This is a genomic window from Bacteroides sp. RTP31139st1_H2_RTP31139_211217 (assembly GCF_040227615.1).
Taxonomy (GTDB): domain Bacteria; phylum Bacteroidota; class Bacteroidia; order Bacteroidales; family Bacteroidaceae; genus Bacteroides; species Bacteroides uniformis.
In genome coordinates this window covers 1-12,769 of sequence record NZ_JBCNZM010000138.1, presented here as the reverse complement: position 1 = coordinate 12,769, position 12,769 = coordinate 1, and the positions used below count along the sequence as shown (strand labels likewise).

At 38.9% G+C, this 12,769-nt stretch carries 19 protein-coding genes and 1 tRNA gene; 4 read left to right on the top strand and 16 right to left on the bottom strand.

The window, feature by feature from the left end; genetic code table 11:
* Positions 1-94: 94 nt before the first annotated feature.
* Positions 95-319, top strand: coding sequence for a Fic family protein (locus tag ABUA47_RS18525; RefSeq protein ID WP_122271944.1), 225 nt, complete (start codon positions 95-97; stop codon positions 317-319).
* 88 nt (positions 320-407) lie between these two features.
* On the opposite strand, the gene mobA is transcribed toward ABUA47_RS18525, so the two are convergent.
* From mobA to ABUA47_RS18510, 3 genes are all read right to left on the bottom strand, one after another.
* A complete protein-coding gene (mobA, locus tag ABUA47_RS18520; RefSeq protein ID WP_055285007.1) occupies positions 408-845 on the bottom strand; it encodes a conjugal transfer protein MobA in 438 nt (145 codons plus the stop codon).
* Positions 846-1,123: 278 nt separating this feature from the next.
* Positions 1,124-1,591 (bottom strand): DUF3408 domain-containing protein, encoded by a 468-nt coding sequence (locus ABUA47_RS18515; protein WP_055285029.1) that lies wholly within the window; start codon positions 1,589-1,591, stop codon positions 1,124-1,126.
* A 273-nt stretch (positions 1,592-1,864) separates the two neighbouring features.
* A complete protein-coding gene (locus tag ABUA47_RS18510; protein ID WP_070103926.1) occupies positions 1,865-2,068 on the bottom strand; it encodes a hypothetical protein in 204 nt (67 codons plus the stop codon).
* 66 nt (positions 2,069-2,134) lie between these two features.
* Here ABUA47_RS18510 and ABUA47_RS18505 point away from each other — a divergent pair, with 66 nt between their 5' ends.
* The 3 genes from ABUA47_RS18505 to ABUA47_RS18495 are packed head-to-tail and all read left to right on the top strand — an operon-like array spanning position 2,135 to position 3,141.
* Complete coding sequence (locus ABUA47_RS18505) at positions 2,135-2,446, top strand: helix-turn-helix domain-containing protein (protein ID WP_055285008.1); 312 nt, start codon at positions 2,135-2,137, stop codon at positions 2,444-2,446.
* A 46-nt stretch (positions 2,447-2,492) separates the two neighbouring features.
* Positions 2,493-2,798 (top strand): helix-turn-helix domain-containing protein, encoded by a 306-nt coding sequence (locus ABUA47_RS18500; protein ID WP_055285009.1) that lies wholly within the window; start codon positions 2,493-2,495, stop codon positions 2,796-2,798.
* A gap of 49 nt (positions 2,799-2,847) precedes the next feature.
* Positions 2,848-3,141, top strand: a complete 294-nt coding sequence (locus ABUA47_RS18495; RefSeq protein WP_196072654.1) for a hypothetical protein — start codon at positions 2,848-2,850, stop codon at positions 3,139-3,141.
* Positions 3,142-3,144: 3 nt separating this feature from the next.
* On the opposite strand, the gene ABUA47_RS18490 is transcribed toward ABUA47_RS18495, so the two are convergent.
* The 13 genes from ABUA47_RS18490 to ABUA47_RS18430 form a co-directional block, all read right to left on the bottom strand.
* Positions 3,145-3,519 carry a hypothetical protein gene (locus ABUA47_RS18490; RefSeq protein WP_055285010.1) on the bottom strand — a complete coding sequence of 125 codons (375 nt, stop codon included), beginning with the start codon at positions 3,517-3,519 and terminating at the stop codon, positions 3,145-3,147.
* Positions 3,520-3,521: 2 nt separating this feature from the next.
* Positions 3,522-4,754 carry a site-specific integrase gene (locus tag ABUA47_RS18485; protein ID WP_055285011.1) on the bottom strand — a complete coding sequence of 411 codons (1,233 nt, stop codon included), beginning with the start codon at positions 4,752-4,754 and terminating at the stop codon, positions 3,522-3,524.
* Positions 4,755-4,998: 244 nt separating this feature from the next.
* A tRNA-Phe gene (locus tag ABUA47_RS18480) sits at positions 4,999-5,115 on the bottom strand.
* A gap of 502 nt (positions 5,116-5,617) precedes the next feature.
* Positions 5,618-6,247 carry a hypothetical protein gene (locus ABUA47_RS18475; protein ID WP_347774860.1) on the bottom strand — a complete coding sequence of 210 codons (630 nt, stop codon included), beginning with the start codon at positions 6,245-6,247 and terminating at the stop codon, positions 5,618-5,620.
* Positions 6,247-7,101 carry a penicillin-binding transpeptidase domain-containing protein gene (locus ABUA47_RS18470; protein WP_347774858.1) on the bottom strand — a complete coding sequence of 285 codons (855 nt, stop codon included), beginning with the start codon at positions 7,099-7,101 and terminating at the stop codon, positions 6,247-6,249. The genes ABUA47_RS18475 and ABUA47_RS18470 overlap by 1 nt, the downstream gene beginning before the upstream one ends.
* A gap of 7 nt (positions 7,102-7,108) precedes the next feature.
* Entirely contained in the window at positions 7,109-8,023 is a 915-nt protein-coding gene (locus ABUA47_RS18465) for a hypothetical protein (protein WP_347774856.1), read from the bottom strand.
* 23 nt (positions 8,024-8,046) lie between these two features.
* Complete coding sequence (locus ABUA47_RS18460; protein ID WP_347774854.1) at positions 8,047-8,457, bottom strand: hypothetical protein; 411 nt, start codon at positions 8,455-8,457, stop codon at positions 8,047-8,049.
* 2 nt (positions 8,458-8,459) lie between these two features.
* On the bottom strand, positions 8,460-8,711 hold the full coding sequence (locus tag ABUA47_RS18455; RefSeq protein ID WP_347774852.1) for a hypothetical protein: 252 nt from the start codon (positions 8,709-8,711) through the stop codon (positions 8,460-8,462).
* Between the two features lie 10 nt (positions 8,712-8,721).
* Positions 8,722-9,297 carry a hypothetical protein gene (locus ABUA47_RS18450; protein WP_234215449.1) on the bottom strand — a complete coding sequence of 192 codons (576 nt, stop codon included), beginning with the start codon at positions 9,295-9,297 and terminating at the stop codon, positions 8,722-8,724.
* Positions 9,298-9,744: 447 nt separating this feature from the next.
* On the bottom strand, positions 9,745-10,017 hold the full coding sequence (locus ABUA47_RS18445) for a hypothetical protein (RefSeq protein ID WP_061438291.1): 273 nt from the start codon (positions 10,015-10,017) through the stop codon (positions 9,745-9,747).
* Between the two features lie 416 nt (positions 10,018-10,433).
* Entirely contained in the window at positions 10,434-10,706 is a 273-nt protein-coding gene (locus ABUA47_RS18440; RefSeq protein WP_016272340.1) for a hypothetical protein, read from the bottom strand.
* Positions 10,707-10,759: 53 nt separating this feature from the next.
* The gene (locus ABUA47_RS18435; protein WP_347774849.1) at positions 10,760-11,776 is read right to left on the bottom strand and encodes a DUF3871 family protein; all 1,017 of its coding nucleotides are present in this window, start codon (positions 11,774-11,776) and stop codon (positions 10,760-10,762) included.
* 371 nt (positions 11,777-12,147) lie between these two features.
* On the bottom strand, positions 12,148-12,765 hold the full coding sequence (locus ABUA47_RS18430; protein ID WP_349831868.1) for a winged helix-turn-helix domain-containing protein: 618 nt from the start codon (positions 12,763-12,765) through the stop codon (positions 12,148-12,150).
* Positions 12,766-12,769: the final 4 nt, after the last annotated feature.

Sequence of the window (12,769 nt, the reverse complement as noted above, 5' to 3'; positions counted from 1 at the left end):
GACTATTACTTTCAAACGACCTGATTTAAATCCTACACAATAGAGACTAATAAAGAGGACAAGAAAACGATTAAGGAGGACAAGTACCCCTCAAGTGGAATTGCTCATTCAGAAAATGGGCGATTCTTATATGACTATGAGGGATATGGCGGATGTATGTGATATTAAAGACTTAAAGTATTTCCGTGAGAGCTATATCACTCCTGCATTGGAAGAAGGATTGATTGAACGGCTTTACCCTAACCAACCGAAGCATCCGAAACAGCAATACAGGTTGACAGAAGCGGCTAAAGAATGGCTGACGGGGAAGAACCAATAAAATCATTGCCATATAACCGCATCGGAATGACTGTCCCATTCCGATGCGGTTTTTAATTGTTCCGATACACGTTTGACGGTGTCGCAAGTTAGTAGCTGTCATATTGTTGTGGCTGTTGTTGCCACTTAGCCTCCACATTCCTTGAAAGTTCCACAATCTCCCGGCTCAGTTTCACAAGGTCAATGGTACACTTCTCCAGCTTGTAGAGCAATGCCATCGCCTTCTTCTCTGAGAAGTGGATACGCAGCTCCTTGACAACCTGATTGTAGTTCGTGCCTATGCAGCGGAACTGGGCGTGGAAGTCCGACAGCTTGGTATAGTAATCCACCAGCGTCTTGTCCACTTTTAGCACCTTGAACTTCTGCCCGAAGAAGTGCGCCTTGAGAAAGACAGCTTTTGCGTACACGTTCGATTCCTCGTACATCGTCAGGAACCTGTTCCATTCCACATCGTCGAAACGCACCATCACGCAGTGCGTCTTCGGGTTCAACTTGGGATTTCTCCCGTACTTGCTCTTCTTTTTCATGCTTCTTATTCTTTTAATTTTATGGCTTGTCCATTGTTTAATCTTTGATTAAGGAACCCCGAAATTATCCGACTGCGGAGGATAATTCTGCCCACGGCGGTGAAGGATTTTCAGTTACTTAGAATTATTCGGGTAACTGAAAATATATCTTGCTGTGTCTTTGAAGACACAAAAATCCTCCGCCTGTCGGATTTGTTTCCGAGTGTAATAACTCATCTTGGGTATCGGTTAAGCCGATGAAGTATATCCACCGACCTAACTGACTTTCCGTAATCCCGTCAGAGTTTGCGCCACTGCTCAATGTCATCCCGATAGGCATCGAGGTGCAGACGGACAAGGTTCTCTATCAATCCCGATGCGCTCATGCCCTTTCCTCCGAGGTAGCGGACAACCCTGTCCAGTTCGTCACGCACCGTCTCGCTGACGAACACGGGCTTGCGGTTGACAATCTTGGGGACTTGGAGATAGGTGGTGCGGTATTCCTCCAGCGACAGCCTGCGCTGCTTGCTGCTGACACGCTTCTGCGGCATTGCCGTTCCCTCGACCGCCACACCTGACGGTTCATTCGTCACAGCCGTCTCTGTTTCCTCAGTGACGGTTTTGCCGGGTTGTTCCGGCTCATCCGGTTCAAGACCGATACGCCTGTAGAGGTCATCCATTGACTTGGGAGTGTAGGATTCCCTGCGTCCCATTTTTTCCACGATTTCACGAGCCTGCTGCTCTGTAATGTTTGGTTCTCTCTTCATTGTAAAAAATAAATTGATTAAGTTATTGAATGTGGCCGTGTTCAGCACCTCGACCGATTATCGGGAGCAAAGTAAGATGCTTTAATGCAGTCAGTCAAGCACTTGGGTTCTGTTGGTCAATTTTGTATGGTTTTACTTTATGGCGACTGAAACAGCGGTGCGGACTTCACCGTTTTGCCGGATGTGAATAACCGAAAGGGAAAAAGTCTCAATTACGGGCAATTTTGAATTAAGCCCTTATTCTTGCTCTTGCCACTTCCCTTATTTTCAGTATTAAGAGGATAAACGCTGTTTCCAACCGATTCCAACCGCTACCATCCTGTGCCACATGCTGCCAGTAATCTCAAAATCCATTGCCGGATGATGGATTATGTATTTCTTTGCGGACGAAGGAATGATGACTGCTAAAAGAAAAGCAGCATCCCGGACAATGACTGCCGTACCAACGCAACACGCTTCCACTTTCGGGAAACCCATTGTCTGGTAACGGATTATATATTCCTTTGTGGCAAAAGAAAGAATAACAACTAAAAGAAAGACAATATGGAAATCGTATCAATCGAGAGAAAGACCTTTGAGGAACTGGTCGCTAAGTTCGACCGCTTCGTCAGCCGAATGGATACCATCTGTCATCGGCAGTGCGAAAAGAAAATGAGCGAGTGGATGGACAATCAGGATGTGTGCCGGATGCTCAACATCAGCCCACGCACGTTGCAGACGCTTCGGGACAACGGAACTTTGGCATACAGCCAAATCAACCACAAAACGTATTACCGTCCCGAAGACGTGCAGCGTATCGTCTCCATCGTGGAGGACAAGCGGAAAGAAGCAAGGTTCAAAGGCAGGACAATCTGACAACCGAATAGAGTCATAACAATAATTCCACTAAATCCAAAGTAACATGAATAAACTGATTAACAAAGACAACGAGTGGATAATCCATTTCATGGGCAGCCTCGACCGTCTGTTGGACAATGTAGAGCATCTGACCGCCAACTATCGCCCGATACTGAACGGGGAGCGTTTCTTTACCGACAAAGAGGTTTCGGCACGTTTGAAGGTGAGCCGCCGGACGCTTCAGGACTATCGCACCGAGGGACGCATAGCCTACATCCAGTTGGGTGGCAAAATCCTCTACCGTGAATCCGACATCGAAAGGATGTTGGTTGATGGCTACCGCTCCGCCTACCGACAGACGGCAATCTGATTTTCTTGAAGGAGCGCAGTTTGCCGTCTGCCTTATAATTGCGACAGCAATGGCACACAGTAAAAAGAAGAAGGAACGGCTTACGGATGAAGCATCAATGTTTAGCTTCGTCTGTAAGCCGTTCCCTCTTTTTCTTCTGATTTCCCGTCAGTCGCTTGTTTCCGTTGCCGGATGCCCCAAATGTGTGTGGCTGGCAGTGGCAAGGTTTTCGGGCGGAATACGCTCAAAGCTGTTTGAGGAAGATTCTGCCCGAAACGGCTCTGCCGCCCGACCTTGCCAATGCCGTCAAAGCCACACGCCACCTTTGCATCCGAGCATCGGGGACAGGTGGCTGACGGGATGAGTCTCAACTATACCATAGGTTGCTATCCTTGCCACAAGAGAAGAACAACGTTATCGGATTCCCTTTCTTGGTGGCGCAGATTTCATTTATTACAAACCGTCTGAACAGGATACTTTCTTTACTGCATATTCTAAATGCAATAGCTATAATCATTTCAAGGTTATAAGCATCATAACTGATGCCGTCCGGTTGCTTGACATACTTCATCGTATCACATTCGTTCAACTCCTTATTCTTATATATAGCATGAATAGCCTTGCGAATGTGGCACGAGAGCACCCCGAACAAGTCGGCAATCTCAAATTGAGTCATCCATACAGGTGCAGTCGGTATGATTACTGCACCCGTTTCACTGATTGTTATTACTCCCCTATCCATAATCAAAGACTTTTTGATAAGACACTTCTAACATTCATCATGTCTTTGAGAATAGAGGAATCCAACACATGGGCATAGTGCTGCGTCATTTTGATATTGGAATGACCGAGCATTTTTGCCACATTTTCAATGCTTACGCCATTGGCGAGGCACACGGAGGTCGCATACGAGTGCCGGGCCGTGTGCGTGGTCAAGCACTTTGAAATATTGCATAAATCGGCAATCTCTTTCAGATAGCTGTTCATCTTCTGATTGCAGGGGACGGGGAGCAACACATTTTTCTTTTGGCAAGTCGGATGGCTTTTGTATTTCTCCAAAATCTGCATCGGAATATCAAGCAACGGAATGTTGCACATGTTCTTCGTCTTTTGGCGAGGCTTGCGAATCCAATAATTGCCGTTGTTGTCTTGAACGATATGTTCAGCGGATAGTTGCTGTACATCTATGAACGCCAATCCGGTGAATGCCGCAAAGATAAAAACATCTCGTACAACCGTAATCCTGTCAAGGGAAAACTCCTTGTTGTAGATACGATGCAACTCATCCAAGGTTAAAAACTCGCGGATTACTTCCTTCTCGTGAAACTTGATTCCGATAAACGGGTCTTTGGTTATCCATTCATTGGCAAGTGCGAGGTTGGTTATTTTCTTCAGGCACTTCATATAGCGGATGACCGTATTTTGCTGGCACTCCTTTTCCGTCTTGAGATAAAACTCAAAGGCACGAACCAACTCACCATTGACTTCCGGCAAGGGTAAATCCTCCTTATCGTATTTCAGTCTGATAAGTTCTGCCAGATAGCGTTTGCAGCTTTCATAACGGCGGACGGTAATCAATGCATAGTCCTTGCCTACAAGTTCACGGCATTGGTCGTTATGCTCCTGTATGGTTTGGATGAGTGTGCGGACTCCCTTCGCTTCTTCGTTTGCTCCGAAGAATTTTTCTTGCAAGATTCGGGCAGTAACAGGATGATTCCGTTCCTCCAGTTCATCGAACAGCTTGCGTAACTTGATTTTGGCTTGCTCGATGTAGAGGTTCAGTTCACAAGCCTTTCGGCTCTTGCCCTTGGCGCACTCCTTTGCCTGACTCCACAGAGCAGGTTCAATGCTCATGCGGATGTTGTTTTCCACTCGCGCACCGTTTATCGTGATGCGCATACACACGGAGGCTTCCCCGTTTTTCAGCAGTTTGGCTTTCTTGATGAAGAAAAGCACATTGAATGAGTTTCGTTTCATGTTCCTACAGTTTTTTCGTTGGACAAAAGTAGGAAACCATGCACGCTTTCTTGATACGCAAAATACTGCAAATCAGAGAGAAGTAATCTTGTTCGGTGGAGATTCACACTCCACCTTTCTAGCTCCACCTATTGGAACACCGGAAACGGTAATATTCTGCCGCTTTTTGCGTCCTCTCGGAAAATAAAAAATCCCGATTTCGTTTGGAAATCAGGATTTTACTGCTTGTTGCTTTTCTTCTAAGTGGTGCCACCAGGAATCGAACCGGGGACACAAGGATTTTCAGTCCTTTGCTCTCAAGACCTTTAAAAGCCTCGCCTACGGCTCGACTTTCAAAGGCAACCAACTGAGCTATTGCACCTTAGCAGTTATCTTATGATTTCTTTATATTCTTCTATTTCTTCTTTGGTTTAACTCACGGTTTAACTTTCAAAGAAAACTAAGATAGATTCAACATTAAATTAATAATCTCTTTGCAGCATTTAACTGCACCACGAAGTTAGTAAATATCGTGCTGTTATGCAATGATTCTTTCTTATAGTTTTGCTTTTGACTATCAGTTTTTTACCTATCTAATGATATGGTATATAATGGTATAGTGTAGCTTTCTCCCTACTAAAAAAGTATTCATATATTGCACTTCCATTGCATAATATCGTATAGGTATAGAAATCAGTAGTAGGTATATAAAGCAATTTCTTCTTAAAAATCTACCTGCTTAAAAATCTACTCTTATTGTTTTGTGTTCTCTGCATCTATAAATATGCTTGTGTAACACATAGTTTTGTAGTTAATAGATGTTTGTTCAGAACTGAAAAAGCCAACTTATCCGTAATTGGATGGGCTGGCTTTTTGCGTATGTACTATTTTATCAATTCAAATTTTTCGTCTTTTAATTGGTAGGTCTTATTGATAATATTGTTCCAACCATTAGAACCGTAAATAGTAATGGTCTTGTTCTCTGAATCAAACTTACATTGTCCGTTTTCCAACTCTGTAAATGGTGCTTCTGTTTTCAGCATAAAGTAACCGTATGGGCTGACATCGTACACATCATAAGCATTGGAATCTCTTGAACCACTTTTATAGCGGTTGATAATGAACTCATCTTCTCCGTCAAAATCAACATCAGAAAAGAAGAAAGGAGAATTATCCGAAAGGTATTCTTCGTTCTCTAATTTAGCCGTATAGTCTAACTCTATAACTGTGTTGTTCGGATATGTGTTGCCTTTATCATACAGAACCCTATCAGTCCATTTCTCCGCAAAGTAGTAATATTGTACTCCTTGTTTCTCTAAACAGAATAGAGCGTTACCTACTTCACCATTTTGCAGCCACATTACTTTTACTGTATATCCGTTTATAGGCTGTTTGTACTTAATGTAGATATGCGGCTGATTGAAACATTCAAAATCCTGCGGAACAGATGTTTTGTCTGTTTTGCAAGCTATTAAGCAAAGTAACCCAATAATGATAAATAGTAATCTTCTCATTACCTTTCATTCATTATATCAATAATCTGCCTAAACACATCACCTGCCATCAGTCCACCACTTGCAGGTAATCCCTTCTTATTAATGGTAACGATAACACTGTATTTCGGATTATCGGCAGGGAAGTAACCGCAAAATTCTACGGCATATTCACCGTTTGGAAGTTGAATAGTTCCCGTTGCTCCTGCTACTTTAACCTTATCGGATTGGGCAGGTTTAGCTAATCCATTAGAAACAGCGTATTCCAATGCTTGCTTAATGGCTGTCTTGCTTGCTGCATTAAAGAAAGTCAAGTTCTGTAATGGAGTAGTGAGTATGCCATATCCCAAGGGGTTATAGACAAGGCTTGTATCTTTCACTTGATAACCGTATTTTGCAAGTGCTTCCGCAAAGGTTTGTTCATTATCAAATGCCTTTCTTACCGCTTTGTAATTGGCGATATTGGACGAGAAAGCAAACCCTTGTTCTACTGTGATTTTTCCATATCCACCTCTATGCCAATTATGGTCGCACAATGTATCTTTTCCAATAGCTAAAACCCCATCTGCAACGTCTATCGTATCAGATAGTTTGACTGCTTTTGTTTCTAATGCTGCCAAAAGTGAAGCGGTACGCACTAATCCCGATTCTTGCAGAATAGAATCAGAACCAACAGAAGCCTTAATTTCTCCCGTCTGCACTTCCATTACAATAACTTGCCCTATTGTTGCATCAAGTTCGGATAGCTTGTTTTGCAGGATAGAATCAACTCTTACCTGCAAGGTGCTGTCTATAGTAGAAACTTGTTCTGTTTTTTGTTTAGCGCAAGCTATGAATGTAGCTATGCTGATTAAAAGGATAACAGTCTTTTTCATAAATAAGCTAATTTGTATATTTAAATTGTCTTCTGATGAATCTTACAGTTTCCCCATCTTTTAATTCACGGCATTCAAGCCAATTACCGTATTTATCGTACTTATCATATTCATATTCTTCCTTAACCCTCTTTCCATCTCTCCATGTATCAAAATAAATAGTATCACCATATTGATTATAGCGATATGTACCATGCCTTAATATATGGCTATCATCATAAAAATCAGATGATATAAGGTTTCCATTATTGTCATAGTTGAACTTAGAATTATACTCTCTACCTCTAATATGTTTACATATACGTGTTTCTTTTCCTTGATTATTATAATAATACGTTGTTCTACTTACTATTTTGTTATCACCATCTACCACTTGCTCAAAAACAAGTTTGCCTTGCGCATTATATTGGCATGTTATTTCTGATTTCAATTTCCCATATTCTTTCATGTAACGAATCTTAATAAGGTGATTGTCATTGTCATATATGTAATTTGTATCAGCCTTTAATCTATTGTTCGCATCATAGATTGCCATATATGACAAATCTCTATTGCTATTATAACATTCGTGACAAGTTTCCCCATTTGTCCATTTACGAACAATCTTGTCATTCTTCGGTTTTAAAGGTGGCTCTCCTTTCTCTTCTTGTCCAGTAGAGAAATATGTCATACTAATATTGTTTTTATAATCAGTTACCCAATGTATAAAATTTGTTGGGTCGCAATTCACGTATAATTTACGCTCTTTCGTAACAACTTCTCCATTACTGAATATAATCTTTTCTTCTTCTTGTAAAACTTCGGTATATACCTCTTTTACAGAAAACCATTTACTTATATAATCCTTCTTTAAAACAAAAGTTTGTTCTATTACAATTTGAATAAGTTCTTTTTTTCTATAAGTACTCCTAACGCAACTCATATTCTTAATAATTAATTAGTTGTTTATTCTAAAGAGAACCCTCCTAATTGAGCATATTCTTTTAGGCTATATTGCATTGCTTTTTTAGTGGTTTTACCCATTATTATTAAGGTATCAAATCCCAATGACATGAGTTGTCTGACAAAAGCCTTATTTGATAATATATATTGAGATATATCTCTTATTTCAGAATCCCGTAAATCAGAATCATTCTCAATGGAGATTTTAAATCCGCTTCTAAAAAAGATAGCACTCATTTCGTGTCTATAACTATCGTTTCCCATTGTTATAGATACTTTACACAATCTGTTTAATTCACCCGAATAATAGTATTTTTTAAATGCTTGATTCATAGTAGATATGATTTTCATTTTTTCAAAAGAACCATCAAGCAGTGAATTTAATAAGTTTTTAAATAAATCTATGATGTTCATTCCTATATATATAATTCTTTGTTTATTATGTCCTGCAATTTTAATAACTCACTGTAATTAAACCTATTCTCATTTATACGTTCTGATAATCTGGTTGCCAGTTCTTGATTGTTGGGATGCTTATCAGGATGAGCATATAGTATTAGCTCTTTATGTAATTTCTTTGCTTTTGCTATACTATTTACTATATTAATAGATTCATTAGTTTTGTTCTTTGCAGGAAATACCCATCTAAACCATTTTGCAAGTCTCATAATATAGAGCTTAAAATTGTTTAGATATGTATATGGCTTCTTGCATTGGTGCTTCACTATTTGAAATTCTACGGCATTGATGCCCGAAATTCATTAAATAAGTTTTGCATTCTGTTATATCTTCATTAGTCGCCAAGGACTTAAATGCTTGAATTATTTGTTCTATACCTCCAACTTCTGAAATAATATTTCTTGCTTCATTAATAAAATTTTCGTATTGAAAGTTTCTATCAATTGCACAACTTTTCCCCATTTCCATATATGTTATAAAGGCATTCTTTATATTAACCTTTGTTGCAGAAAGGGATTGATTAGGGCATTTGGATAGAATGCTAACTAAGAAGCAAGAGTAACACGTTAAAATATTATCATCAGTCATATTAATAATATTGCACTTCCAATTCCCCGAAGAAGCGGATAAAAAATAAGGTGTGGGAACTATATCTGCTTTATCCTTTTCTCTGGCTTCTCGCATTGCCTTGGCATGGATAAAACAATAGCAACCCACACCAATTTTGACAATATCTAAGAGCCTTATGGATATAAGGTAGGTATATATCAAATGGTGGGGTGCTACTGCTATCATCTTCATGCCTTTTCAAATTTTGCGAGAATTTGAGAAAAGAAGATAATCTCAATAACACCTTTTCGTTAAATATGTCCTTTCAGAGCATTAAGACCTCTGAAATTGTTGCAAAGTTAGCGAAAGGTTTTGAATGTCTAAAGATAAAACACTGATAAATGTAGTTCCAAGTGTTCCAAAACATATCTGTAGTAAGGTATTAGGCAATATTGCCCTTTTTTCTTCGTAGCTTCAAAGGTAGGTACTTTTTTTGATTGGGGTCTATAAAAAGATTTCTTTCCGAAAAAAGTACCCGTAGATTCTGTGGATTGAAAAGATGCTGTTCTATTAGAGATAATAAGGTATATAGATTTGTAGTCTAACTAAGTAATGAATGAAAGAAGTATCTAATCTTCATAATAGGCATAAAAAAAGTCCGCAAATGCTGCGAACTCTTTAAGAATCTGTTTACTACTTTGCCTTTTTTATAGCTTCTATTAAATCATCAAGGTCTTCATTCTTAAAATATTTCTCTCCTTTTATGGTTTGTGCCCTATAAATTTCACAGTTATTTGTGGTTTGAACTGGATATAAGACATCTTCATATTTCAATTTGAGAACTGTAACCCCGAAAATCTTTGAGATAAACAACTCTGCCATTTCTCCCGTAAGACTATTTTCTTTGCCTTTTCCTGGAAACTCACCATATAACAATACGTTACCTAAAGAGAATGTATCTTCCATATCTATTGCGCTTTTAGTTAATTAGTCCACAAAATTAATGATTCATTTGCAATTATAGCGTTATCTGTGAGGATAAATTTGCCCCAAAATCGCACATACCATAAACTACAAGCCATATTATGCCATTTTAAAAAGAGAGTTTCCCACTCCGTTACAGAACTGGTTTGCACTCCGTTTTTCTTGGAACTATCAGAATGTGACAAACTTTTCTGTTTCTGTAAATGGTTCAGAAACTTCAAACTTTGTCACATTCCAATAAAACAGGTGTAACTATGATTGTATATAAATAAAGATGGATAAAATCAGTATCAGCAAAAACGGATTGACAATACCAATTATTATCAGTAGGAGAACTACCAATGTTCCCCATAGTATCAATTTTCCATCATCTTCCATTTTGTAGTATTTTTAAGTTATTAAAAAGGTCTGTTCCCATATTTATACTCTAATATGGAATTACACACCCTATCATAAAAGGAAAAACCACAACCCGTATAAAAGTAGCTTAAATAGGTTGCTTGGTACTCTCTTTGTAATGCTTGGTTGTTACTAAGCAGGTCTGCAAACTTTTCCAACCAATATTTCAAGGCTTGTATAACTTTGATATAGCGTAGGTTATTATCCACATACCCCAATCTGTTTTCCAAGTCTTTAATGTGCTTTATTACTTTTTCTATCTGTTTATCCATAGTTCTGTAAAAATAGGAAAGGACACCTAAATAAATAGATGCCCTCTCATTAGTTAGTCAATAAACCATTTGTAATGCTCATCCCCATGCAGGGCTGCATTGATTCCAACAGCCATTTCAGTGGCATTCAAAGAGCGGTCTAAGAATGAATCTATATAGCTACTCTTATTTGCACCCGTTAATAGGTTGTAGAATTTCCACATATTCAAGTCATTTCCAAAGCTGCCAAAGTTCTCATCATTAATGTAGGCTTTTGCAACACTGTTAATCTGTGTATCAGTAAGCAACATTCTTGGCAGTCTCTTTTGGTAGCCATTGGGCAAACACTGATAAAGCCTCATTTTGCCCAATATTTGTGCAAATTGGTGTTCACTCATTGATGTATTGCCCAACTGTTGCATCAAATACAGATGTTTGGCAGGATTGTAGTTGTTGAACAACTCCAAAGCAGAACGGTAAAGTTCACTTGTATTGCTCACCCTTAAATCATCCTTGTAACCGTCTGTAAAGATGCACATGTTGCAACAAACTTGGTTCTTAAAGCCAATAGCCAATCTAAACAACTCTGGAACTTTCTTGCTGTATAAGTTCATTTGATTATAGGCTCTGACCCCCACTATTGAAAGGTTCAACTTGTTTCCCTCAACCGTTTCATAGATTGTAGGAATGTCAATACTGAAAGCTGCCCTTTCATAATAGATAGTCTTGTCAGATTCCAATAACTGATTGGCTGGTTTGTGAATTGCTTCGGGAATGCGACCCTTAATCACATGAGAGACACGAATATCGGGTGTTCCAATAGTCTCACCATTGTAGTAGGAGTTTGCAGCTTCCCAAACAGTTTCAATAAATGCAGCATGGTTTACTGTAAGCTCATTGTCTTTTGCAAAAACGGGAGTAATACAGTCATTTTTCAAATGTTGCAAGGTAGCTTCTTGGGTGTTTGCCTCAATGAAATGATTTACCCTTTTAGGCGTTGCAGTTTCTTCAATAATGGTTGCTTCTTCTGCAAGCTCACCTAAATTCATTCTCTCTCTGTTCTCTGTTGGCATGATAACTAAATTTCTCATATTGATAAAAGTTTAAATGATTAATAATTCTTTTTTATATCAATATACAGAGGGGGACTTGAGGGGTAGTATGCCGTAAAGACAGCCACTCTTATATATTTTAGGTCACTGGCTGAATGGGGAGGGGGGATTTCTGTATTAAGTACCTTATATATCTGTTCTCTTGACTTTTAGCTAAACTGCATATAGGTGATTCTTTAATTATGTAGTCTTTTTAATGTCATTGGCTGTATGTGGCATATTATAAAGTATAGGCTATATAACTTTTATTAAAGTGGAAATTTTCAGAAAGTCAGAATCGGGAAAATGTACGTCTGTGGTTCTGCGCCAAAAATAAAAGCCGCAAGGGTTACTTACGGCTTGGCAATATATTAGGCAATGTAACCTCTTTCAAGGTCTTCATCGGTGATTATTTCGGGATATAGGTTCTTGATAATAGCCAACTGGCTTTCAGAAGTTATCAGAAATATATCCTCTCTAAGCAGGTGTATTCCTTTCTTGTCTCTTTTTGCATAGCCATTTTCTATGGCTTCATTCATATATCTTGATATTGTACCTTTAGACAAGCCAAGTTCTTCCGCTAATTTGTTTTGGCTGTAAAGAGTGGTGTTAGTCCCGTTCAAGCATTTACATTTCAGCAGGACAAGAAAGCCTTTCAGTTCCTTGCTTATAGGTTCATCATATAACTTATTAGTTATAAGAACGTAATGTTCCGTATCTAATCGGTAACTGCATCTGTTGAATTTTCCATATTGTCCGTAAACATCAAATTTATCTATGTTTACTAATCCGAGGGATTCAAACTTGTGCAGCCATTCTCTTATTTGGTCTGTCTTTTTAATTCCGTAGAAATCAGTCAAGTTATCTTGTTTGATATATGATTCCATCGTATTGCAATCGGAACAGAGAGCCAAGCAATAGAATAGGTACGTTTCCAGCAAATTAAGTTTTCCTGCGATATTAGATGTTATTTTTCTGTATGAGGTCATTAGC

What these genes read in the sequence shown, in the direction of transcription:
- mobA (WP_055285007.1), bottom strand. Translation starts at nt 845, where the DNA reads ATGAAAAAGAAGAGCAAGTACGGGAGAAATCCCAAGTTGAACCCGAAG.
- ABUA47_RS18515 (WP_055285029.1), bottom strand. Translation starts at nt 1,591, where the DNA reads ATGAAGAGAGAACCAAACATTACAGAGCAGCAGGCTCGTGAAATCGTG.
- ABUA47_RS18510 (WP_070103926.1), bottom strand. Translation starts at nt 2,068, where the DNA reads ATGGGTTTCCCGAAAGTGGAAGCGTGTTGCGTTGGTACGGCAGTCATT.
- ABUA47_RS18505 (WP_055285008.1), top strand. Translation starts at nt 2,135, where the DNA reads ATGGAAATCGTATCAATCGAGAGAAAGACCTTTGAGGAACTGGTCGCT.
- ABUA47_RS18500 (WP_055285009.1), top strand. Translation starts at nt 2,493, where the DNA reads ATGAATAAACTGATTAACAAAGACAACGAGTGGATAATCCATTTCATG.
- ABUA47_RS18495 (WP_196072654.1), top strand. Translation starts at nt 2,848, where the DNA reads ATGGCACACAGTAAAAAGAAGAAGGAACGGCTTACGGATGAAGCATCA.
- ABUA47_RS18490 (WP_055285010.1), bottom strand. Translation starts at nt 3,519, where the DNA reads ATGGATAGGGGAGTAATAACAATCAGTGAAACGGGTGCAGTAATCATA.
- ABUA47_RS18485 (WP_055285011.1), bottom strand. Translation starts at nt 4,754, where the DNA reads ATGAAACGAAACTCATTCAATGTGCTTTTCTTCATCAAGAAAGCCAAA.
- ABUA47_RS18475 (WP_347774860.1), bottom strand. Translation starts at nt 6,247, where the DNA reads ATGAGAAGATTACTATTTATCATTATTGGGTTACTTTGCTTAATAGCT.
- ABUA47_RS18470 (WP_347774858.1), bottom strand. Translation starts at nt 7,101, where the DNA reads ATGAAAAAGACTGTTATCCTTTTAATCAGCATAGCTACATTCATAGCT.
- ABUA47_RS18465 (WP_347774856.1), bottom strand. Translation starts at nt 8,023, where the DNA reads ATGAGTTGCGTTAGGAGTACTTATAGAAAAAAAGAACTTATTCAAATT.
- ABUA47_RS18460 (WP_347774854.1), bottom strand. Translation starts at nt 8,457, where the DNA reads ATGAACATCATAGATTTATTTAAAAACTTATTAAATTCACTGCTTGAT.
- ABUA47_RS18455 (WP_347774852.1), bottom strand. Translation starts at nt 8,711, where the DNA reads ATGAGACTTGCAAAATGGTTTAGATGGGTATTTCCTGCAAAGAACAAA.
- ABUA47_RS18450 (WP_234215449.1), bottom strand. Translation starts at nt 9,297, where the DNA reads ATGATAGCAGTAGCACCCCACCATTTGATATATACCTACCTTATATCC.
- ABUA47_RS18445 (WP_061438291.1), bottom strand. Translation starts at nt 10,017, where the DNA reads ATGGAAGATACATTCTCTTTAGGTAACGTATTGTTATATGGTGAGTTT.
- ABUA47_RS18440 (WP_016272340.1), bottom strand. Translation starts at nt 10,706, where the DNA reads ATGGATAAACAGATAGAAAAAGTAATAAAGCACATTAAAGACTTGGAA.
- ABUA47_RS18435 (WP_347774849.1), bottom strand. Translation starts at nt 11,776, where the DNA reads ATGAGAAATTTAGTTATCATGCCAACAGAGAACAGAGAGAGAATGAAT.
- ABUA47_RS18430 (WP_349831868.1), bottom strand. Translation starts at nt 12,765, where the DNA reads ATGACCTCATACAGAAAAATAACATCTAATATCGCAGGAAAACTTAAT.